The 21,179-nt window shown below is 48.7% G+C and carries 19 protein-coding genes; 13 read left to right on the forward strand and 6 right to left on the reverse strand.

Translation table 11 applies throughout. The features are described 5' to 3' along the window. Positions 1-116 precede the first annotated feature (116 nt). Complete coding sequence (locus EJL91_RS17410; protein ID WP_164516876.1) at positions 117-797, forward strand: TetR/AcrR family transcriptional regulator; 681 nt, start codon at positions 117-119, stop codon at positions 795-797. A 130-nt stretch (positions 798-927) separates the two neighbouring features. On the opposite strand, the gene EJL91_RS17415 is transcribed toward EJL91_RS17410, so the two are convergent. Both EJL91_RS17415 and EJL91_RS17420 read right to left on the reverse strand, forming a co-directional pair. Beyond that, a complete protein-coding gene (locus tag EJL91_RS17415) occupies positions 928-1,692 on the reverse strand; it encodes an IclR family transcriptional regulator (RefSeq protein WP_125143262.1) in 765 nt (254 codons plus the stop codon). 18 nt (positions 1,693-1,710) lie between these two features. After that, complete coding sequence (locus tag EJL91_RS17420; protein WP_125143263.1) at positions 1,711-2,136, reverse strand: hypothetical protein; 426 nt, start codon at positions 2,134-2,136, stop codon at positions 1,711-1,713. 368 nt (positions 2,137-2,504) lie between these two features. Between EJL91_RS17420 and EJL91_RS17425 the strand changes: the two genes are divergently transcribed. Together EJL91_RS17425 and groL are read left to right on the forward strand one after the other, a co-directional pair. Beyond that, positions 2,505-2,789, forward strand: a complete 285-nt coding sequence (locus EJL91_RS17425) for a co-chaperone GroES (protein ID WP_125143264.1) — start codon at positions 2,505-2,507, stop codon at positions 2,787-2,789. 44 nt (positions 2,790-2,833) lie between these two features. Beyond that, positions 2,834-4,453 carry a chaperonin GroEL gene (gene groL / locus EJL91_RS17430; protein ID WP_125143265.1) on the forward strand — a complete coding sequence of 540 codons (1,620 nt, stop codon included), beginning with the start codon at positions 2,834-2,836 and terminating at the stop codon, positions 4,451-4,453. A gap of 213 nt (positions 4,454-4,666) precedes the next feature. Here the strand turns inward: groL and EJL91_RS17435 are convergent, their stop codons facing one another. Together EJL91_RS17435 and EJL91_RS17440 are read right to left on the reverse strand one after the other, a co-directional pair. Next, positions 4,667-5,437, reverse strand: a complete 771-nt coding sequence (locus EJL91_RS17435) for an IclR family transcriptional regulator (protein WP_125143266.1) — start codon at positions 5,435-5,437, stop codon at positions 4,667-4,669. Between the two features lie 940 nt (positions 5,438-6,377). After that, positions 6,378-7,655, reverse strand: a complete 1,278-nt coding sequence (locus EJL91_RS17440) for an IS4 family transposase (protein WP_125143267.1) — start codon at positions 7,653-7,655, stop codon at positions 6,378-6,380. 447 nt (positions 7,656-8,102) lie between these two features. Between EJL91_RS17440 and EJL91_RS17445 the strand changes: the two genes are divergently transcribed. From EJL91_RS17445 to EJL91_RS17460, 4 genes are all read left to right on the forward strand, one after another. Next, positions 8,103-9,383, forward strand: coding sequence for an L-cysteine desulfidase family protein (locus EJL91_RS17445; RefSeq protein WP_125143268.1), 1,281 nt, complete (start codon positions 8,103-8,105; stop codon positions 9,381-9,383). 66 nt (positions 9,384-9,449) lie between these two features. Beyond that, a complete protein-coding gene (locus EJL91_RS17450; RefSeq protein ID WP_125143638.1) occupies positions 9,450-10,697 on the forward strand; it encodes a M20 family metallo-hydrolase in 1,248 nt (415 codons plus the stop codon). A 1-nt stretch (position 10,698) separates the two neighbouring features. Beyond that, positions 10,699-11,172 carry an L-2-amino-thiazoline-4-carboxylic acid hydrolase gene (locus EJL91_RS17455; RefSeq protein WP_125143269.1) on the forward strand — a complete coding sequence of 158 codons (474 nt, stop codon included), beginning with the start codon at positions 10,699-10,701 and terminating at the stop codon, positions 11,170-11,172. 77 nt (positions 11,173-11,249) lie between these two features. Then, positions 11,250-12,458, forward strand: a complete 1,209-nt coding sequence (locus EJL91_RS17460; protein WP_125143270.1) for a MalY/PatB family protein — start codon at positions 11,250-11,252, stop codon at positions 12,456-12,458. A gap of 1,044 nt (positions 12,459-13,502) precedes the next feature. Here EJL91_RS17460 and EJL91_RS17465 read toward each other — a convergent pair. Both EJL91_RS17465 and EJL91_RS17470 read right to left on the reverse strand, forming a co-directional pair. Next, complete coding sequence (locus EJL91_RS17465; RefSeq protein ID WP_125143271.1) at positions 13,503-14,240, reverse strand: DUF5131 family protein; 738 nt, start codon at positions 14,238-14,240, stop codon at positions 13,503-13,505. 12 nt (positions 14,241-14,252) lie between these two features. Then, positions 14,253-14,717 carry a hypothetical protein gene (locus EJL91_RS17470; RefSeq protein WP_125143272.1) on the reverse strand — a complete coding sequence of 155 codons (465 nt, stop codon included), beginning with the start codon at positions 14,715-14,717 and terminating at the stop codon, positions 14,253-14,255. Between the two features lie 431 nt (positions 14,718-15,148). Here EJL91_RS17470 and EJL91_RS17475 point away from each other — a divergent pair, with 431 nt between their 5' ends. From EJL91_RS17475 to EJL91_RS17500, 6 genes are all read left to right on the forward strand, one after another. Next, on the forward strand, positions 15,149-15,928 hold the full coding sequence (locus tag EJL91_RS17475) for a DeoR/GlpR family DNA-binding transcription regulator (protein WP_125143273.1): 780 nt from the start codon (positions 15,149-15,151) through the stop codon (positions 15,926-15,928). Positions 15,929-15,943: 15 nt separating this feature from the next. Then, positions 15,944-16,756, forward strand: a complete 813-nt coding sequence (locus EJL91_RS17480; protein ID WP_125143274.1) for a BtpA/SgcQ family protein — start codon at positions 15,944-15,946, stop codon at positions 16,754-16,756. 1 nt (position 16,757) lies between these two features. Then, positions 16,758-17,366, forward strand: coding sequence for a KpsF/GutQ family sugar-phosphate isomerase (locus EJL91_RS17485; protein WP_125143275.1), 609 nt, complete (start codon positions 16,758-16,760; stop codon positions 17,364-17,366). Between the two features lie 3 nt (positions 17,367-17,369). Next, complete coding sequence (locus tag EJL91_RS17490; protein ID WP_125143276.1) at positions 17,370-18,095, forward strand: glucosamine-6-phosphate deaminase; 726 nt, start codon at positions 17,370-17,372, stop codon at positions 18,093-18,095. A 44-nt stretch (positions 18,096-18,139) separates the two neighbouring features. Continuing rightward, complete coding sequence (locus tag EJL91_RS17495) at positions 18,140-19,804, forward strand: ribulokinase (RefSeq protein ID WP_125143277.1); 1,665 nt, start codon at positions 18,140-18,142, stop codon at positions 19,802-19,804. A 129-nt stretch (positions 19,805-19,933) separates the two neighbouring features. Then, positions 19,934-21,025, forward strand: a complete 1,092-nt coding sequence (locus EJL91_RS17500; protein WP_125143278.1) for an autoinducer 2 ABC transporter substrate-binding protein — start codon at positions 19,934-19,936, stop codon at positions 21,023-21,025. Positions 21,026-21,179: the final 154 nt, after the last annotated feature.

Genomic DNA, 21,179 nt, shown 5'->3' on the forward strand with positions numbered 1-21,179 from the left:
GAGAATGGTTCCGCCCGGCTTTTTATCCCCATTTGATTTTTTCCCGTCCTTATCCTATAATAGAATCAGAGGCTCAGTCTGTCTGGGCAATGAGACCGGTTGAGAGGTATGAATTTATGAGAAACAGTGAAGAAGAAAATTCCAGAAAAGAAAAGGCGGAAGAATCAAAGAAGGAGATACTGAAGATTGCCTACAGACTTTTTCAGAAGTACGGTTATACAAAGACCAGCATGCGCCAGATTGCGGCAGATGCCGGGGTCAGCCATGGGCTTATCACATATTATTTCAAAAACAAGCGGGAGGTGGCCGCAGAGCTGGTAAAGGGAAAGATGGCTCAGTTCGCCGAGGCGGTCCACCGCTATGTGGACTGGGAGAATGAACCTGCGCTCTATTCGGCGGTACTGGAGCGGCTGTCCTATACGGTTTTTTCCACTCCGATTTTTTTCGAATTCTATAAGGATGTCCTGAGGGAATATATCATGTTTGAGGTGCTGGCGGATTCCGGCATCGAGACGGATCTGCGCATCTGGAAGAAATACTGCCCCGAACTTTCCGAGGAGGATGCGATCCGCACCGCCACTTATGGAAATTACGTTTCCGCCTGCATGGAGAGCGCCATGGTTCTGTACGGAAAGGAAAAACTGTATTTGAAAGAGTCTATACCGGACAGCGTATTCCGCGTTTCCATGGGAATGTGGCATTTCCCGGACGAGCAGAAGATTATAGAGGAATGCTGCCGGAGAAGCCGTGAAATTGTGGAACATATCCTGTGGGAGAATCCTGAATTATATAAATGACGGCGACAGTCAGTGTGCCTTCTGTACAGATTGCCGTCTCCAATAACGAAAAGCCGGAAATCCCGCCTTTTGTGCGGCAGTTTTCCGGCTTTTCGCAGTTATATGGAACTGCAGGAGCATCTCGTGCGGCTCAGCAGTTCTTTTGAAACGTATGTCCCATATAATAAGATAATTCAGCGGCGCTGTGCTTCACCTGTTCCTCTAAGTGGTTCAGGTGAGTATCGTCGGCAACCCTGGAATACGGGGCGATGATTCCGACCGATGCCGCAACCCTGCCTTCAATGCCGAAAATCGGAGCTCCGATTCCCACCGCGTCGTGGACATATTCGCCATGGGAGACCGCGATTCCGCGTTCACGGATCGTCCTGAGTTCGGAGGCCAGGGCATTGCGGCTGATTTGCGGAAATGATTCCGGGCGGTCCAGGATATTGTTCAGGTAATAGTCAATGTATTTTTGATCCTGATAGGCCAGAAGAACCTTGCGGATGGCTCCGCAGTGAAGGTCCATCTCATAACCGAATTCCTCAACCACCTTCAGATGGTTGGGACCGTCCATCTTATCCAGAACCAGGCCTTTGTCCCCTACCTGAATGATCAGATAGGAATCTTCCCTTGTATTATAGGAAAGATTCTTTAAGATAGGAAGCGCGGCCTCCTGGATGCGGACATTGTTGGCGGCGGCGCGTCCGAGGGAAATCAGGGCCGGGCCAAGCTGATAAGTGTGTGCATGTTCATCGCGCATCACGTATTTCTTCTCGCAGAAGGTCTGGAGAATACGGTGAATGGTGCTGGGCGGAAGATCGGTCGCCTCAGACAGTTCTGCGATGGAGTATTTATGAGTAGTCTCTTTTAAAAGCTCTAAAAGTTCCATGGAGCGAAGGAGGCTCTGTATCATAAGTGCAGTCCCTCCGTCTTATTCGGTCATCTCTTCAACGGTCACGGTGGTATCCGCCTGAGCGGTTTCCTTCTTATCTTCGGAAACTTCAGCTTCTTTTTCAGCGTTCTCTTCCTCCGGAACGGCGGCCTGTTCTTCGGACTCTGGCGTCTCGCCGGAGAGGGCTGAAACTTCTTCGTCGGCTGCTTCGTCCGGTTCTTCGGCGGCGTCCTCTTTCACTTCCTCCGCCTTCCTGTCTGGTGTCAGGGAAACATAGTTGCGTGTTACGGGGCTGTCATTATCATCTGTATCTTCAAATTCATCGAAATCATCTTCAAAATCATGGAACTCTTCGTCCAGTTCTTTATGGAAGGATTTGTACTGTAAAAAATAGGAAATTCCCGCTGCGGCCGCACCGGCGATTGCCGCAAAGGTTAAAAATTTTCCAATGTGTTTTTTTGCCATAATAAGACTCCTTTCTGTAATTAAGCTTATTGTAATACGGATTTACCAAAAAATAAAGGGATTCTAAGAATAAATTATAAAAGATGTAATAAAATAGGGTTGCACCCTTACAACAGAGCGGTAGCGGAAGAGGCATGAAAAAGGCGGAATGCGCCTTTTCTTTGGAGACCGTATGATGAAAAACAGGAAAGAATGTAAAAAATGTATAAAATTAGCACTCAACTATTGACAGTGCTAACAAAGCGTGGTATAACTTGTTTTGTAAATGAAAAAAACATTGAAGGCCTGAGTGCATAAGAGATGCACAATGCAAAGTACATTATGAAAAGCAAATAAAAACAAGACAAAACAGTAAGGAGGAGTCAGTAATGAAATTAGTGCCATTATTTGACAGAGTTGTTTTAAGACAGTTGGTTGCAGAAGAAACCACCAAATCCGGTATCGTTTTACCAGGCCAGGCAAAAGAAAAGCCACAGCAGGCTGAAGTAATCGCAGTAGGCCCGGGCGGAGTAGTAGACGGCAAGGAAGTAACAATGCAGGTTAAGGTAGGCGATAAAGTTATCTATTCCAAATATTCAGGAACAGACGTTGAACTGGACGAAGAAAAATATGTTGTCGTAAAACAGAATGATATCTTAGCTGTTATCGAGTAAATAGTTACAATAATAAGACAGAATAATTTGGAGGTTGATGAACCATGGCAAAAGAAATTAAATATGGCGTTGAAGCCAGAAAAGCGCTTGAATCAGGCGTAAATCAGTTAGCAGATACAGTCAGGGTAACACTTGGACCGAAAGGAAGAAACGTAGTTCTCGACAAATCCTTCGGCGCTCCGCTTATCACAAACGACGGTGTGACAATTGCAAAAGAAATCGAACTTGCAGATGCATTTGAGAACATGGGTGCTCAGCTGGTAAAAGAAGTTGCCACAAAGACAAATGATGTGGCCGGTGACGGAACAACCACAGCTACAGTCCTTGCACAGGCTATGATTAATGAAGGAATGAAGAACCTGGCAGCAGGTGCTAACCCAATCGTGTTAAGAAAAGGCATGAAGAAAGCCACAGAAGTTGCCGTTGAAGCTATTAAGGGAATGAGCACACCGGTAAAGGGCCAGGCAGATATCGCAAGAGTTGCGGCTATCTCTTCCGCTGACGACGAAGTGGGCCAGATGGTGGCAGACGCTATGGAGAAAGTTTCCAAAGACGGCGTTATCACAATTGAAGAATCCAAGACCATGAAGACAGAACTTGACCTGGTTGAAGGAATGCAGTTTGACAGAGGTTACATCTCCGCATACATGGCAACAGACATGGAGAAGATGGAAGCAAACCTCGATGATCCATATATCTTAATCACAGATAAGAAGGTTGCCAACATCCAGGAAATCCTTCCTCTGTTAGAGCAGGTTGTGCAGGCAGGCGCCAAGCTGTTAATCATTGCCGAGGATATCGAGGGTGAGGCTCTGACCACTCTGATTGTCAATAAATTAAGAGGAACCTTCACTGTAGTGGGCGTGAAAGCTCCAGGCTACGGCGACAGAAGAAAAGAGATGTTAAAAGATATCGCTATCCTTACAGGCGGTACTGTAATCTCAGAAGAATTAGGCCTTGACTTAAAAGATACAACCATGGCTCAGTTAGGCCGTGCAAAATCTGTTAAGGTTCAGAAAGAAAACACAATTATTGTTGACGGTATCGGCGATAAGAATGAAATTTCCGATAGAATTGCCCAGATCAAGGCTCAGATTGAAGAGACAACATCTGATTTTGACAGAGAGAAACTTCAGGAAAGACTTGCTAAACTGTCCGGCGGCGTTGCCGTTATCCGCGTAGGCGCAGCTACAGAGACAGAGATGAAGGAAGCAAAACTCCGTATGGAGGATGCTTTATCCGCAGCTAAGGCAGCCGTAGAAGAGGGTATCATTGCAGGCGGCGGTTCTGCATACATCCACGCAGCAACAGAAGTTGAGAAATTAGTTGCAGGACTTGACGGAGACGAGAAGACAGGCGGACGCATTATCCTGAAAGCATTAGAGTCCCCGCTGTTCCACATCGCAGCCAATGCAGGACTGGAAGGCTCCGTTATCATCAACAAAGTAAAAGAGTCTCCTGTTGGAAGAGGATTTGACGCATACAAAGAAGAGTATGTAGATATGATGGAAGCCGGTATTCTGGATCCGACTAAAGTTACAATCAGCGCTCTTCAGAATGCAACAAGCGTAGCTTCCACTCTGCTTACAACAGAAACAGTTGTAGCTAATATCAAAGAAGACGCTCCTGCTATGCCGGCAGGCGGCGGAATGGGAATGATGTAATTTATGGTTCCCGTATCCCGGTAAGGGTAAGGCAGTATCTGTAAAATAATGGAATCATTAATATAGAAAACGAATGCGGAAAGCAGCCCGGACAGACCGGCGCTTTCCGCATTCCTTTTTTGTTGAGCGGCAATGAAAAGTCCGCGAAGCGTGCTTTTCGTTGTTCGGCAGGAAGGTTCTCCGAATTCTCCTTGAAATAAAAGAACCCTCCAATTATGGACGGATATTCTCCGAGATAAACCGCGCACAGTTTCTAAGCGGCTCCAACGCCGAGTCCATAACGGCCGTGATGACGGAACTGGAGGCAATGATACTGGCGGTTCCAAAGAGACTTTCCCCATCCTTAAATATGGGAACGGCCACGCAGCTGACTCCCAGCCCAATCTCCTCAAATTCGGTGGCATATCCGTTGGTGCGGACCTTTACAAGTTCCTCTTCCAGAGCTTCCCGGGTGAGAATGGTATTGGCCGTATAAGGAATAAATTCCATGTTGGAAATATAATAATCGCTGAGGGGCTTGTCTATATATGCCAGAAACAACTTTCCCGATGCCGTGGAGTTGAGATCATAGGTAAGGTTGACGCGGCTGTTCAGGATGTAGTGGGAATTGTCGGGACTTATGTTCTCGATCGTGAAGATATTATTGTTCGTAATTACCTGTAACAGGCCTGAAACCTGAAAACGGTTTGCAATGTCCTTAAGGAGCGGGGCTGCCATTTTCTTCAGCCGCTTGATATTATTTCCTGTGGCGAGATCCGCCTTGTTGATGTAGACTAACCCCAGGGAATAGGTGCTCATTTCAGAATTGTAAGCCAGATAACCGTTGGCAACCAGGGTATTCACGATGCCTCTGGTAGTATTGATGTGGAGCTTTACCTTTTCGCTGATCTGCGGCAGGGATAACTCGGTGTTGTCGTTGTTGAAACAGTTAATAATGTTAAACGCCCTTTGGATTGATTGAATCAGGCGCACCTCTTTTTCCATATGAAAATATCCTCCAAACTGTGATAACTTAATATTACCTGAAAATACCTTAAAAAGCAATCTGGGGAGGGATTTAGTTGTGGAACGAGAACGCCGCCGGTGACGGTCGGGGTTCGGGATGGTGAGAGGGAGGGGATGAGTCTTCAGTCCCGGGCTGTAGGTTGTCGCGGGTGGGGAATCCGGGCAGAAAAAGTTCCTGCGGGAAACGCTTTCGCTCTTTGGAGTACATAACAGAACTAACCTCGAAAAGACCTCGGTAAGTGCCGATGAACTCCCAGGTTCCCTGCGGAATCTTTTTCTCCCGGATTCCCCACAGGAAGGTTATGACCGGGACTGAAGACGCGAAGGTTGTCGCCATCCCGAACCCCGGCCTGCGGCCGCTGTACTGTTCTTATTCCTTCAAGGGGGGAGGTACTGTCGCTGCCGCTACATTTCCCCAGATTCCAGGAGAATGCTCCTGTATGGCATTAAATTGATAAGGCTAAACTTTAGCACCTGACCTATTCTTGAATAAACGTTGAATTTTTAGACAAATCGTAAAATTTAGCTTTGGATTTTCTCTGAATCCAGCCCGAAATACCTTCATAAGGTAAAAGATTCACGATTACATAGTGGCCGCGACAAGACCTTCCTCCACACTTGACGAAAGAGACAATCAGCCCCTGAAGCCGGCGGACGGGGCAACACCTTTGCTGAGTCTTCAGTTCCGGCGACAACCTGCCCGGGGAAGGAAGGAGAAAACTTTCCGAAGGGGACCTTGGAGCCCGCCGGTGCTTAGACCAATGTGGTCAACTTAAGAAAAGCTGGGACTTTGCTCCTACCTCTAACGCATTTTTGAAATTTGATTCCTAATGCTACTTTTCTTTCACGCTAAAAAATGGTACACTAAATACACAGCTTACGGTATAAGCCTCTTTTCAGGGATTCATTATGTGCGGGATTACATGGTGGTTTTTCTGTTCTTACAGTGCCTATGCCTAAGCTGTATTCGGGGGCGCTTACTGGTTCGGTTTGGCTGAATCTGTGAGCGCTTTTTCACCGCCTCCTTCACGAACTGGGCCAGAATTACCGGGATGGTTCCCCCGCCACTCAAAAGACAGGCAAGATGTTTCTTCAGCCGCCCAATTATATAGGCCCGGTTTGCCTGGTATTCATAGTTTCTCTTCTTCTTTTCCTGCCTGATTTTTTCATCCGCCTCCGATTTTAAGAGGGCACAAAGATTCATGAACAGCAGATGGATAAAAAAATCCTGTTCTACGTTTGTAGGGACCGCCCCACTGAATTCTTCCAGTTGCAACTGGTTTTTCAGTTCATTATACTTACTTTCAATTTTCCATCGCCTAAAATACAGTTCCTTGAACATGGCGGGTGTCATGGCAGGATCCATGATATTCGTAACGAAACATTCGTCTGTACCGTCGTCCAACTCCACATGGATCACCCTCACCCGGACGGTTTTTCCATCCTCAATGTAGGACGGGCAATACTGTGTTATTTCGTCTTTCGAAAAAAGCTGGGTCAAACTCTTCACGGCGCTTTGTATCCGCATGACATAAAAGTAGTTCTCTGTATCAAAATGCCGGTAGAATTCATAAGAAGGATAGCCCCGGTCGAAAAGGACTACCGTCTTGTCTTTGAGGCCGACCGATTCCAGGCAGGAAAGATGCTCCATTGCCGAACGGCGTTCCGCATAGTGGTATGGATGAAGCACACCATCTACAACAATATCTTCCATAACATCATAGAGGATAGAAATGCAGGCCATCGAATCTTCCCGGGAGTGATACTGGTTCCTGCAAAGGCCAAAGTAGGAGATGTTGTCCTTTGTTTTTGGTACCTGGATACAGGAACCGTCAATGGCAAAGACATGATACCCATTCCATTTTTTACGGGAAGGGGAGGAAGCATAGAAGGTCTCAACCGAATGTAGGAAGAGGGTTTTAAACAGCAGGGGTTTGAGCTTCAACCTGGCTTTCGAGAGTGCCTGCTTGGTTAATTCAGGGAAATGGAGTTCTTTCAAATCATCCCTGATATTGGAAAGGTTCAGGTTCATGGAAGCTTTTGAAGTATACAAAAGAAAGAGAATGACCTGAGAGATGGTAAGCTTCCTTTTTCGAATAAAATGATGCTTTTCGTGAAACTGAGCCAAAAAAGCAGGGGAATAAATGAGAGATTTTAATCCTTCCAGAATGTTGCAGCAAATGTGAAGTGGGCTCATAAATATACCTCCGATTAAATGTATTTAAACGGAGAAACGGCAAATTTTACGAAGCTTGTCAATTAGCAAAACGCCAGTAATTTGCATGATATTTTGTGCATTTTCACAGTTTATTTTTAAAAAATATCTTTGACTTCTTAAGTTGACCACATTGGGTGCTTAGACGGTGTTCTTTGGCGTCTTAGCATCCGTTGTGCGCTCCACAAGCGGGAGCGAGTCCCCGTAGGAATTTTTTCTCCTGGATTCCCCCTCACCATACCCTACAAACCGGGACTGAAGACTCAGCAATATCCTCCCACTCCCCCGTCCGCCGTCTTACAGAGGCGTCCTCGCATCTCAATTAAATCTCTCTTATTTAAAAGAAAAGAATTGACAAGCCACTAAAAAGAATATAAAATTATATTATAGTCAAAAAAACGATAATGTAGTCAAAGAAAGGAGAGCGGGATGGAACAGCACGTATATGATACCTATCTGAATATCCTGAAATCGGAACTGGTTCCGGCTCTTGGATGTACGGAGCCGATCACTATAGCCTACGCTTCAGCCATTGCCAGAGAATGTCTCGGAGCGTTTCCGGATGTGATTCAGATTAAGGCCAGTGGAAATATTATTAAAAATGTAAAGAGCGTCGTAGTGCCCGGCACGAATGGAATGAAGGGGATTGAGGCTGCGGTGGCCGCGGGCCTGATAGGCGGAAAATCTGAGAAAAAGCTGGAAGTGATCAGCGAGGTGACGGAAGAGGAAAAGAAAGAGATCAAGACTCTCGTGGAAAAAAAGATCATAGAGGTGAACATTGCCGATTCCGACCTGATTTTGGATGTGCAGATTCTGCTGAAGAAAGCAGAAGATTATGTTCTGGTCCGAATCGCCAATTCACATACGAATGTAGTCCTGGTGGAGAAAAACGGTGAAAAGCTGTTTGAAAAGTCGATGGACTGCGGCGGGGATGACGGCAATTTGAGTGAAGAAAAGAAACTTTTATCGGTTGCAGGTATCCTGGAGTTCGCCGATTGTGTTAAAATAGAAGATGTGAAGGAAGTCATTGCCCGGCAGATTGCCTACAATACGGCAATTGCAGAGGAGGGCCTTACAAAGAATTACGGGGCCAATATCGGAAAGGTGCTGTTAAAAGCATACGGGGACACGGATGTGCGTGTCCGCGCGAAAGCAAAGGCGGCGGCAGGTTCCGATGCGAGGATGAGCGGCTGTGAACTTCCCGTTATCATCAATTCGGGCAGCGGTAACCAGGGGATTACGGCATCCGTCCCGGTTATCGAATTTGCACGTGAACTGCAGGTGGGGGAAGAAAAGATGTACCGCGCTTTGGTGCTTTCCAACCTGATTGCCATCCATCAGAAAACAGGGATTGGCCCTCTTTCCGCATACTGCGGAGCCGTCAGCGCAGGCTGCGCCAGCGGAGCGGCTATCGCATACCTGAAGGGCGGTGATTTGAGGACGATTTCCCATACGATTGTGAACTGCCTTGCAATCACGTCCGGAATTGTCTGTGACGGGGCCAAGGCCTCCTGTGCGGCAAAGATTGGGACGGCTGTGGAAGCAGGAATTCTCGGATATCTGATGATTGCCGAGGATCAGCAGTTCCGTGCAGGCGATGGAATTGTGAAAAAAGGAGTCGAGGAGACAATCGCATCGGTAGGCCGTCTGGGGAAAGACGGAATGAAAGACACTGATCGTGAGATTCTGGAGATTATGATAGGCAAATAGAAAACAGAAAGGAGATCCGCAGCCTGAAAGAAAGACGGTAACAAAGCAGGCGGCACAGTGGATGAGATGGAGACAGAAACAAAGAAACGGCTTCAGACAGAAATCGAGACATTAAAGAATATTTCCGAACCATGCCAGTGCGGAACCACGCGTTACAGCTATTCAAAAGCATATAAAGAGGGTGTTTCCTATGTCAGGAGCGTAATGGAAGACTGCGGGCTAAAGACGCGTGAGGACGGCGTGGGAAACCTCATCGGAACGCTGCCGGGGACGGAACCGGGACTTTCGAAAATCCTGTCCGGCTCCCATCTGGACACGGTCCGGTGCGCGGGCGCCTTTGACGGAATCGCAGGAGTGCTGTGCGCCATAGAAGCGGCCAGGATGGTAAAGGAGAGCGGTGTCCCGCTGCGCCATACATATGAGGCCCTGGGAATGATCGGCGAGGAAGGCACCCGGTTTGGTAAAGCTCTTTTGGGAAGCCAGTTTATCGCAGGAATCTACGGGACGGATGAGCTCGATGAATTTGTCGGTACGGAAGACGGCAAAACTATGCGCCAGGCTATGAATGAGTATGGGCTGAGCGGAGAACTGGACGGCGTATCGAGAAAAGACGAGAACGTTAAGGCGTTCCTGGAAATCCACGGGGAGCAGGGACCTGTGCTGGAACAGGGACAGAAGGAAATCGGGATTGTGGATACCATAGTGGGACTTTCCTGGCTTGTTGTCAAAGTGACTGGGCAGGCGGGACACAGCGGCACCGTTCCGATGAATCTCAGAAAAGATGCTGGAACAGGGGCATTCCACCTGCTTTGCCGGATTCATGACTACGTGTATGAGAATTACTGCGGCCAGGCGACGCTGACTGCCGGCCAGGTGACTCTCTCCCCGGGCAGCATGAACAGCATACCGGGACAGTGTGAGTTTTCACTGGACATCCGATCGGGTGAGGAGGAAATCATCAGGGATATCCTGAAGCATCTGGAGCAATATGCGGAAGAGGTAAGGGGAAAATACTCCATGCAGGTGGAGATACAGGAATTAACGAGGAAAGAGCCGGTAAAGATGAATACGGAGCTGGCCGGCGGCATTGAGAAAACCTGTGAAGAGCTGGGTTATTCAAACATGAGGCTTAACAGCGGAGCAGGCCATGATTCCATGATATTTGCAAAGCTGTGGAATACTGCCATGATTTTCCTGCCGAACCGGGATGGAATCAGCCATCATCCGGACGAGTGGATCGACTATGAGGCCATGGAGGCGGGAAGCAGAGTATTATATGAAATGATAAGAAAACTTGACAAGGAGGAAGAATAAGATGCAAGACAAAGATTTAGAACTGGAACCGGTGGATATGTATGTGCTTTTTGCAAAAATGTTTTCCCATATTACGAGAGAGGTGGAGAAAGCCTGTGGTGAGGATGGCGTAAAGGCCGTCAGAGAAGGTGTGCGCCAGTTCGGGCTGGAGCGCGGAAGAAATATCGCAGAGCGTGCCAAAGCGATGGGACATGAGAATGATGCGAAGAGCTATCTCTCCTGCTACGATATGGGCAGAAGCGAGCTGTTCAAGAGCGAGAACGACATCCGTGAGAAAACGGTGGAGCAGAACTTTACGGAATGTATCTTTGCAAAGCAGTTTATGGAGGATCACGACGAAAAATACGGTATTCACTACTGTGAGATGATCGATCCGGCTATTGCGGAAGGATACAACGAGAAATTCAAATGTACACATGATAAACATTTCTTCAAGGACGGATGCTGTCATTTCCTGTTCGAGATGGAGGAATAAGGCAGCTGTTCACAGATGATATTCCATGAGGCGTTGGCGCCTGGATTTTCACGTATTGATATGGAGGCAGTGGGAAGATGGACAAAATTCAGAAAATATATGATTTTGAAACAATTCTCGACCGGTCGGGAACCGGTTCGGTCAAGTGGGAGCAGATGAAGATTGACAACACGGGGGTGGAAAAAGGGATTGTGCCCTTTTCTATCGCAGACATGGAATTTAAGAATCCGCCGGAGATAACAGAAGGGTTAAAGGCCTGTCTCGATGAGATCGTGCTAGGCTACCAGGCTCCGACGGAAAGCTATGAAACAGCAGTCACCTCCTGGGTAAAGCGGCGCTACGGATGGGAACCCGATCGAAAATGGCTTATAAATTCAATCGGTGTCATCAATGCATTTTGCTGCGGTATCCGAGCATTTGTGCGCGAGGGGGAAGGCGTCATTCTGATGACTCCCGTTTATCCTCCCTTTGCGGAGGGAATCAGCCGCAACGGCAGGAAACTGCTCCGCTGCCCTCTGATTTATCAGGGAGGCGAATACCGGATCAATTTTGAACTTTTGGAACAGCTTGCTAAAGAGCCGGACTGCCGCCTTCTGATTCTCTGCAATCCCCACAATCCGGTAGGCAGAGTGTGGACTAGGGAAGAAATCGAACGGATTGGAGAAATCTGTCTCGAAAATGACGTGTTCGTCATCTCGGATGAGGTTCACTGCGATCTCGTCATGGAGGGATATACATTTACCTCGTTTGCTTCTGTTTCGGAGAAATTTGCCGACAACTGCATGATCTGCATTTCCCCGGGCAAGACCTTTAACCTGGCGGGAATCAAATCGGGGTGCATCTTTGTAAAGAATGAGGAGAAGCGCACCGCCCTGTTGGAGGAGATGTCGAAAGTCCTTCATCCGAACTGGCTGCCGGCGCTCAGCTACCGGGCCGTCGAGATTGCCTACACTCAGTGCGACGCCTGGATGGAAGAGATGCTCTCGGTAATTAACGAGAACAAGAGACAGCTTGTCAAATTCCTGAAAGAACGGCTTCCGCGCGTCCATGCGGTGGAGATGGAAGGATCTTACCTGCAATGGCTGGATTTCCGCGACTACGGCTGGGATGCCCGGGAGCAGGAACGGATTATGCAGAAAGAGGCGCAGCTATTCTTCGACGAAGGCTATAAGTTTGGTGAAGAGGGCGAGGGATTTGAGCGTATGAATATGGCTTGTCCTACGGCCGTTATCCTGAAGGCGTTGGAGCGGCTTGAGGAGGCTCTTAAGAAATGGGAGTTTAGTTGAGATGCGAGGACGCCTCTGTAAGACGGCGGACGGGGGAGTGGGTGGGTGTATATGAGTCTTCAGTCCCGGTTGGTAGGGTGTCGTGAGGGGGAATCCAGGAGAAAAAATTCCTGCGGGGACTCGCTCCCGCTTGTGGAATGCGCAGCGGATGCTAGCTTCGTGTAAGACCTGCCACTGCACGCTTTTGCACTAAGCTCGATAGGACCTCGCTAAGTGCTCAATGTGTCAGCAAGCACCGGCGGATTCCAAGGTCTCCCTTCGGAAAGTTAGTTACCGCGTACTCCGTACCCGGTAACACGCTTCGCGATGCACAGAAACGGTAAACAGCACCGTTTCGCGCCGTTACCCTCGGGTTTTCTGTGACTTACGCTACGCTTCACTCACAAAAAACACCTCGCGGAATACATCATGTATCCAGCAGCAGGCATGCCCACCGTTCTCTATTCTAGTTGTCGGCGGGACTGAAGACTCAGCGAAGGTTATTGCCCCGTCCGCCGGCTTCAGGGGCTGATTGTCTCTTTCGTCAAGTGCGGGAATGGTATTGTCGCGGCCACTATGTAGTCGTGATTCTTTTACTTTCTGACCACATCCTGGGCTGCATAAAAAGAGTATCAGAATAAACACTCTAAGATTATAAGATTATAAGTTTATAAGTTTACATAGTCTCATTGTGAACAGGATGCAGTTTTCAGGAATTCTGAGAAACGTAGTGGCAGCGACAAGCGCCTCCCCCCCTTGAAGAAATAGGACAGAACAGCCGCCGCAGGCCAGGGACCGGGCAGCCGTCTGGGCTGAGTCTTTCGTCCCGGCCATAACCTTCCTGCGGGGGAAGAAGGGAGAAAAAGATTCCGGAGGGAACCTGGGAGTTCATCGGCACTTACCGAGGTCTTTTCGAGGTTAGTGACCGTTATGTACTCCAACGAGCGCGAGCGTTTCCCGCAGGAACTTTTTCTGCCCGTATTCCCCGCCCGCGACACCCTAACGCCCGGGACAAAAGACTCATCGATCCCCACCACCCCGGCCCCCGGCCTGACGGCGGCGTCCTCATTTCTCAACCAAATCCTTATTTCCCGCCCGGCCAACATCAATCCCCGCTAATTTCGCCTGCCTACACAAATCCTTTGTCTGCAGCGTATACTCTCTCCCGTCCTTTATAAAATGTGTGCCGCACTGCCTGAACTCAAAGGCCGCATGTTTCCTGATGCACTGCTCCCTGATATCCAGCACCCAGTCGTAATTCAGGGGTCTGGCATTGCAGTCCGATTCGCCGCCGGCCACAACCAGCTCGATATCGTCCAGATATTTTTCCATATCAATTCTTTCCAGCAGCGGCTGTGCCGTGATGCATTTATGCCGGATTGGCAGATCGCGGAATACCGGTAATTTATAATCGGCATTTTCCTGGTTTTCAATGGTGCAGCATACGATTACATTGTCATAGCCGTCACCCCAGTCACTGGGGATGCAGTCCATAAACCGGTCGATTCTTTTTGTTAGAAACAGGAAATCGCAGTCGGAACGTTCCTTCATCATCGCCCAGCACTCCTCTCTCCAGGAGTCAGCCTCCTCTATCAGAAAATCGGTTGAAAAACAGAGATAGACCAGCCCGGGTTTCATCTTGTAGTTTCCGTTTTTTAATTTCAGGATTGGTTTCTCAAAATCTTTTGTCTTAATGATTTCGTTTGTGTCTATATTTCTTTTAAAATCCCCTTTATGGATATAACAATATTTACAGCCGTCGCTGCATTTTTTACAGCCCCGCCACGGATTCCACATCGACATGTCTTTTCCCTCTTAAAATCTGGACTTTTCATAATTGTAAGGAATACTTGTCCCAACCGTCACATCCTCAATCTTTTCGATTATGAGCCAGTCGTCCATGTTTCCCTGGTGGTCGAATTCGAGAGGGGAGATTTTCTCCACCTTGTCAAATTCCACGAGGCAGAGACATTTTTTATGCCAGCGGGCCTTTTGTTTATCGGTCAGATTCAGCTTTGCCTGGTTTTTGTCCAGGGTGTCTGTAATCTCCTCATCGGACAGTTTTACAAAGTTCTGGACACTTATTACGGTGGCTTTTGCGCAAATGGAGGTGGTGCCTTTTTCCATAAAGTAGAGGGTTTCATTTTCAAAGACTCTGCTGTGCGGAATTTTTCTTCCGGCGGCTCCCCTGACGATCATTGTTTTTGTTCCTTCTAAAATTTTATCTAATACATGTTCTCCCTTTTTGCCGGTATTATCGCAGTAAACTAAATGTACCATTTTAAATGACTCCTTTCAGGTGTTGTCTGTCAGACATATGGCTTTAGTTTATCATCATTTTATAATTTCGTCATCGCTTTTCTGTATAGGAGGAAAAAGTTTACATTATGCAGGAGGATGCCCGCCCGGAGCTGTACAAAAAATTTTCAATGGATGGAAATGAATGAAAATTGTTGCAAAATTCATGAGCGGAATTAGGAACGAATGTCTGAAATTATCAATTAATGTGTGCGAAAAGCAGTTATCTGAGTTATACTTAATAAGAGAAAAATAAAAGAACATAAAAATGCAATAGATTGCAGCTCTGTGTAACTTAAATAAGAAATGTGAAAGATAATGCAATTTTATGTGAAATATTTTGGAATAATATGAAATAAATATTGCAAAACATTGCAATATGTGATATTCTATATCACAGGAAGGAGAAAAATATGTCACAGTTCACAAATTCTATACCGGCCCAGAGGCAGCAGCAGATTTCGGATTACCTCAAGTCAAAATTCAGTATTTCCATTAAGGAAGCATCGGAACTTTGTAATGTATCGGAGGCGACCGCGAGGAGGGATCTGGACGATATGGCTGCTGCGGGCCTGCTGGAGAGGACGCACGGAGGTGCGGTTCTCCATAAGGGGACAGGATTTGAAGAGTACCATGACGAGAAGATGAAAGCGATGATACCGGAAAAGACGAGGATTGCAAGGGAGGCCGTAACGCTTATAAAAGACGGCGACAGCATTTTCCTCGATTCGGGCACAACTACGCTGATGCTGGGACAGCAGCTTGAAAGTATCAAGAAGCTGACCGTAGTGACGAACAACCTGGATATTGCTTCGACCGTCAAACTGGACAATTCTTCGACAATGATTATAACGGGCGGCGTCAGAAGGGACGGCTACAGTGTTTTGATAGGAGATATTGCGGAGGAGCTGGTCAGAAAGCTGTATGTGGATATTGCCTTTGTGGGAGCCGATGCCGTGAATTCCAAGAGCGGCGTTTATAACAGCAATTTTATGGAAATCGGAATCAAGAAAAGCATCATTGCCAGCGGCAAGAGGGCGGTACTGCTGGCGGATCATTCCAAATTTAAGCAGAAGGCCCTGGCTAAAATATGTGATATAGAAGAGTTTGACACGATCATTACAGATTCGGGCGTCGATAAGGAGACCAGGGAATATCTGGATAAGAAGATACCCCATCTGATAGTAGTATAAGGAGGATACAGATTTATGAGTTGGCTGAAAGAGGTTATCGGTACGGAGAAGGCGATCATATCCATGCTCCATCTGCAGGCAATGCCTGGAGACCCCTACTATGATAAGGAGAAGGGGATTAAATGGGTGGTGGAAAAGGCAAAAGAGGATCTGGACGCCCTTCAGGAGGGCGGAGTTGACGCGATTATGTTCAGCAATGAATACAGCCTCCCCTATCTTACGGAAGTAAAGAGGGAGACGGTCGCCGCGATGGGAAGAGTCATTGGAGAACTTCAGCCCTACATATCAATTCCATACGGCGTCAATGTTTTATGGGATCCGAAAGCTTCGCTCGATCTGGCCGCGGCCGTCGATGCCAAATTCATAAGGGAAATATTTACTGGCGTTTACGCCAGTGATTTCGGGCTGTGGAACACCTGCTGCGGTGAGGTGGTCAGGCACCAGAGGGAGATTGGGGCGGAACATGTGAAGCTCCTCTTTAACATCGTGCCGGAGGCGGCCAGATACCTGGCGGACAGGGAGATAAGGCAGATTGCAAAATCAACGGTCTTTAACTGCCGTCCCGATGCCTTATGTGTGTCGGGTCTGACGGCGGGTTCACCGACGGACATGTCGACGCTCCAGGAAGTAAAGGCCGAAGTGCCGGAAACCGTTGTGCTGGCCAACACGGGATGCCGGAAAGAGACAATTGAGCGTCTTCTGGGTATTGCTGATGGAGCGGTTGTTGCAACCACCTTTAAATATGACGGTAAATTCGAAAACCAGGTTGATAAAAACCGGGTAAAAGAATTTATGGATATAGTCAAACGATTCAGAGGAGGAATGTAACATGATATCTGCAGAAGAAATCTACGGCAGCGCACTCCATACATTTGCGAACGAGGCGAATGCGGTTGCGCGGCTATCCGACACCGTCGACAGGGAGAGCTATGTAAAAGCAGTGCAGATGATAGCGGAATGTGAAGGAAGGATCATCACAACGGGCTGCGGAACTTCCGGAGCCTGTGCAAAAAAGGTTTCCCAGGTGTTTAACTGTGTGGACAGGGCGTCCCAGTTTCTGAATCCGGCGGATGCCCCTCACGGAGATTACGGAATGATACGGCCCGGAGATATCGTCATTATAATCTCCAAGAGCGGAAAAACGACGGAGATGACAAATTTGATACCCGTCGCCAAAGCCAGGGGGGCCAGAATCATCACGGTGACCGAGAATCCCGGTTCGCCTATCGCCCTTGAGAGCGATCTGAACCTGATCCTCAGCACGGGAGAGGAGGCATGCCCTTACCAGTGTCTGTCCACAACTTCCGTTACCGCGGTATTTGCCCTGTTTGATGCAATTTCAATTGGTTGTATGCTGTATAATGGCATTGATAAAAATTATTTTAAGCTCGTCCATCCGGCCGGGGGAGTCGGCGCCATGCTTTCTGCGGAGGAATAGAGGATGAAACGGATTGTGACGGGGAGCTATGAGGAAAGCAGCCGAATTCTGGCTGATTTATTTGGGGATGTGATTCGGAATACGCCGCATCCGCTTCTCGGCTGTGCGACGGGAAGTTCCCCCATCGGGCTTTACCGGTTTCTGGCGGAGGACTACAGGGCGGGAAAACTCGATTTTTCCGGGGTGAGGACGATCAATCTGGACGAGTATGCCGGTCTGCCAAGGAGCCATAACCAGAGCTTCGGATATTTTATGGATCGCCATTTTTTTTCGAAGGTCAATATAAAGGAAGAAAATATTATGCTGGCCGAGGGAACGGGGAATGCGCAGGAACAGTGCAGGCGCTATGACGGCTTTCTTGCGGAGAATGACATTGATATCCTGGTCCTGGGAATAGGCGGCAATGGGCACATAGGATTTAATGAGCCGGCAGAGTTTTTTACAGCCAACACCCATGTGGTGGAACTGGAAGAAGAAACTATTCAGGCGAATTCCCGTTTCTTTGAACGCCGGGAGGACGTTCCGAAAAGAGCCATAACAATAGGCATGGCCGGAATCGTCAGGGCGAAAAAGGTGGTACTGATTGCTTCAGGCCCGGCTAAGGCGGACGCGATAGGACGTCTGTTTAAAGACGACAGGATTGATCCGATGCTCCCATGCAGCATTTTGAAGGTATGCCGCGACGCGACGGTGATCATTGACCGTGAGCTGGAAGCGGAGATCCAATGACGAAGGCTGTGAATCGCAATGCGATGGAGTATGGAGAGTAACAGATGGGGAAATTTGTTTTAGGATTTGATTTTGGAACCCTGTCGTGCAGGGGAGTGGCCTTAAGGCTCGAGGATGGACGGCTGATGGCTTCGGCCGAGAGCCGCTATAAAAACGGGGTGATTTCCGGCATGATGCACCATAAACCGATTCCGCTTCCGGATGAATGGTTTTTGCAGGATCCGGATGACTGGATCGAGAGCATGTGCGCCGTAACGGCCCGGCTGCTCGGAGATTCCGGGATAAATCCGGAGGATGTTGCCGGCATCGGGACTGATTTTACAAGCTGCACTATGGTGCCCCTGTACCGCGACGGTCTTCCTGTATGTAAGGATCCCAGCCTGCGGGACTGTCCCAATGCATGGCCCAAGCTGTGGAAACATCACGGGGCGCAGCAATATGCGGAGGAGATAGAAAACTATGCCAGGGAGCATACGACATGGCTGAAAGAATATTTCGGCAGCTCCGTCTCATCGGAATGGATGTTCCCAAAGATTATGCAGGTAGCCAGGGAAAACCCTGAGATATACCGGAAAACCGATTTGTTTATGGAGGCCGTGGACTGGATTGTCTATTGGCTGACCGGGAACCTTAAGAGAACAGGAGGCGTTCTGGGGGTGAACGCGTTCTGGATTAAGGGCAGGGGATACCCGGACAGGGACTTCTTAAGGGCTCTCGATCCGGAAATGGAAGACTTAACGGAAACAAAATTTGCAGGTGATATCATCGATGTCGGCGACTGCGCCGGTTTCCTCAGGGAGGAAGCGGCAAAGATGCTGGGGCTTACGGTGAAAACGGCCGTAGCGGCCGGACACAGCGACGGGGCTGTGGCGGGATGCGGGGCGGGAGTTACGGAGAGCGGAAGTATGATGCTTGTAATGGGAACCTCCACCTGCCATCAGATGATGTACCGGGAGTTCTGCTCATTCGACGGACTTTGCTCGGTGGCGGCGGACGGAATGGTTCCGGGGCTTTACGGATATGAGTCGGGACAGCCGGCCACGGGAGATTTGTTCCAGTGGTTTGCCGAAACTTGCGTCCCTCAGGAATATTATGAGAAAGCCCAGGAAGAAGGAAAGAGCATACTGGCCTATCTGGGTGCGCTTGCAAAAAAGCTGGAACCGGGGGAGAGCGGCCTTGTGGCTCTGGACTGGTTTAACGGGAACCGGAGTGTCCTGTCCAACTACAACTTATCGGGAGCCGTCATCGGCCTTACCCTGCAAACCAGAACAGAAGAAATCTACAGGGCTCTTGTGGAGGCCAATGTATTCGGCTCCAGGAGAATCCTTGAAAATTACAGAGACAACGGCGTTCCGATAAAAGCGGTTTATGCGGTGGGCGGAATAGCAGGAAAAAGCCCGTGGATTATGCAGATGTGCGCGGACGTGTTCGGCCAGGAGGTGATTGTTCCACAGATTGATAATGTGCCGGCCAGAGGCGCAGCCGCCTGTGCGGCTGTGGCACTTGGAAAAGTATACGGATATCCGGGATGCGCAGACTTTTCCGAAGCTTCAAAACGCCTGATTCCGCCGGAGACAGTGATTTATACGCCGGACGGCCGGAAAAAAGAGCGGTACGATGAATTATACGGTTATTACAGGAAATTGCATGATATGTTCGGCAGCGATGATTCCTTTATGAAGGGGTTAAGGAATATCGGGCGGAGATAATCTGCCGTGGTTTTATGTAACGGCGGGGCATCGGAAGGGGTGCCGTCAGGGGATTAAGTTTCAGTTTCCGGAAACGCCGTAACGGCAGAGGAAGGGGCTGCAGCAATAAAATGTAGAAGGAGGAACTATATGAAAAAAAGGTTACTATCGGCAGTAATGATCATTTCTATGGCAGCGGTGTCACTGGCCGGCTGCGGAGGTTCGGGGGCCTCAGAGACGAAGGCGGCCCAGGAAGCCGCGGGAACAGCGGAGGCAGGGGAACAGGCCGATGCAGGCGCGGAGAAGACCGGAGCTGAAGAGGGCAAGAGTTACACGATTGCCACAGTAGTAAAGGACATGTCGGATCCGTGGTGTCTACGCCACCAGGAGGGCGTGGATGAATACGCCAAGGCGACGGGACATAACTGCTATGTAAAGGGACCGTCAAAAACGGATTCCGCAGAGCAGATCCAGGTAATTGAAACACTGATAGAACAGGATATCGACGCAATCTGCGTGGTTCCGATCGATCCGGAGGCGTGTAAACCAGCCTTGGCTAAGGCGCGGGAGAAAGGAATCGTGGTAATTACCCACGAGGCGGAAGGATTTGACGAGTGCGACTACGATCTGGAAGCATTTAACAACACCGAGTACGGCGAGGCCATGATGGACGAACTGGCAAAGGCCATGGGAGAAGAAGGCCAGTATGTCACAATGGTGGCATTTTTATCTTCCACATCCCACAACCAGTGGATGGATGCGGCAGTAGCACACCAGAAAGCTAATTATCCGAACATGGAGCTGATTCCCGAGGAGAGAATCGAGTGTGAAGACAATATGGATATGGCTTACAACAAATCAAAAGAGATTATCAAAAAATATCCGGAAATCAAAGGGTTTATCGGCGCATCCAGCTATGACCCGCCGGGAGCTGCAAAAGCCATTGATGAGCTTGGCATGACAGGCAAGATCTTTGCCGTAGGTACAGGTGTTCCGTCCGTTTCAGGCCCTTATCTGGAATCCGGCTCCAACCCATGCGTACTCTGCTGGGATCCGGCATTATCGGGTGAAGCGATGTGCGAGCTGGCCGTTATGGTCCTGAATGGGGAAAAAGACAAGATCGCCACAGGGTTCGATCTGGGAATTGACGGATATGGCAGCATCAACGTAAACGGAACCGACATAAGCGGCAGTGCAATCCTTACAATTAATAAAGATAATATGGGTGATTACCAATTCTAGAGCAGTTACTGTTCATACCCCGCTGAATTAAGCGCACTGCCGACAACGGCGCGCCGCGGGACGCATCCTGCGTGAACGGTAACCTGGAGCATGCTTCTTATGGTAGTTTGCAGAAATTTATGCTTGCGTATCCGAAGAGTTGGATACGCAAGCA

The sequence above is a fragment of the Clostridium transplantifaecale genome, assembly GCF_900626075.1.
Lineage (GTDB): Bacteria > Bacillota > Clostridia > Lachnospirales > Lachnospiraceae > Otoolea > Otoolea transplantifaecalis.

Excerpts from the sequence above, each read along its gene's own strand:
- EJL91_RS17410 (WP_164516876.1), top strand. The coding sequence starts at position 117 with ATGAGAAACAGTGAAGAAGAAAATTCCAGAAAAGAAAAGGCGGAAGAA.
- EJL91_RS17415 (WP_125143262.1), bottom strand. The coding sequence starts at position 1,692 with ATGATACAGAGCCTCCTTCGCTCCATGGAACTTTTAGAGCTTTTAAAA.
- EJL91_RS17420 (WP_125143263.1), bottom strand. The coding sequence starts at position 2,136 with ATGGCAAAAAAACACATTGGAAAATTTTTAACCTTTGCGGCAATCGCC.
- EJL91_RS17425 (WP_125143264.1), top strand. The coding sequence starts at position 2,505 with ATGAAATTAGTGCCATTATTTGACAGAGTTGTTTTAAGACAGTTGGTT.
- groL (WP_125143265.1), top strand. The coding sequence starts at position 2,834 with ATGGCAAAAGAAATTAAATATGGCGTTGAAGCCAGAAAAGCGCTTGAA.
- EJL91_RS17435 (WP_125143266.1), bottom strand. The coding sequence starts at position 5,437 with ATGGAAAAAGAGGTGCGCCTGATTCAATCAATCCAAAGGGCGTTTAAC.
- EJL91_RS17440 (WP_125143267.1), bottom strand. The coding sequence starts at position 7,655 with ATGAGCCCACTTCACATTTGCTGCAACATTCTGGAAGGATTAAAATCT.
- EJL91_RS17445 (WP_125143268.1), top strand. The coding sequence starts at position 8,103 with ATGGAACAGCACGTATATGATACCTATCTGAATATCCTGAAATCGGAA.
- EJL91_RS17450 (WP_125143638.1), top strand. The coding sequence starts at position 9,450 with ATGGAGACAGAAACAAAGAAACGGCTTCAGACAGAAATCGAGACATTA.
- EJL91_RS17455 (WP_125143269.1), top strand. The coding sequence starts at position 10,699 with ATGCAAGACAAAGATTTAGAACTGGAACCGGTGGATATGTATGTGCTT.
- EJL91_RS17460 (WP_125143270.1), top strand. The coding sequence starts at position 11,250 with ATGGACAAAATTCAGAAAATATATGATTTTGAAACAATTCTCGACCGG.
- EJL91_RS17465 (WP_125143271.1), bottom strand. The coding sequence starts at position 14,240 with ATGTCGATGTGGAATCCGTGGCGGGGCTGTAAAAAATGCAGCGACGGC.
- EJL91_RS17470 (WP_125143272.1), bottom strand. The coding sequence starts at position 14,717 with ATGGTACATTTAGTTTACTGCGATAATACCGGCAAAAAGGGAGAACAT.
- EJL91_RS17475 (WP_125143273.1), top strand. The coding sequence starts at position 15,149 with ATGTCACAGTTCACAAATTCTATACCGGCCCAGAGGCAGCAGCAGATT.
- EJL91_RS17480 (WP_125143274.1), top strand. The coding sequence starts at position 15,944 with ATGAGTTGGCTGAAAGAGGTTATCGGTACGGAGAAGGCGATCATATCC.
- EJL91_RS17485 (WP_125143275.1), top strand. The coding sequence starts at position 16,758 with ATGATATCTGCAGAAGAAATCTACGGCAGCGCACTCCATACATTTGCG.
- EJL91_RS17490 (WP_125143276.1), top strand. The coding sequence starts at position 17,370 with ATGAAACGGATTGTGACGGGGAGCTATGAGGAAAGCAGCCGAATTCTG.
- EJL91_RS17495 (WP_125143277.1), top strand. The coding sequence starts at position 18,140 with ATGGGGAAATTTGTTTTAGGATTTGATTTTGGAACCCTGTCGTGCAGG.
- EJL91_RS17500 (WP_125143278.1), top strand. The coding sequence starts at position 19,934 with ATGAAAAAAAGGTTACTATCGGCAGTAATGATCATTTCTATGGCAGCG.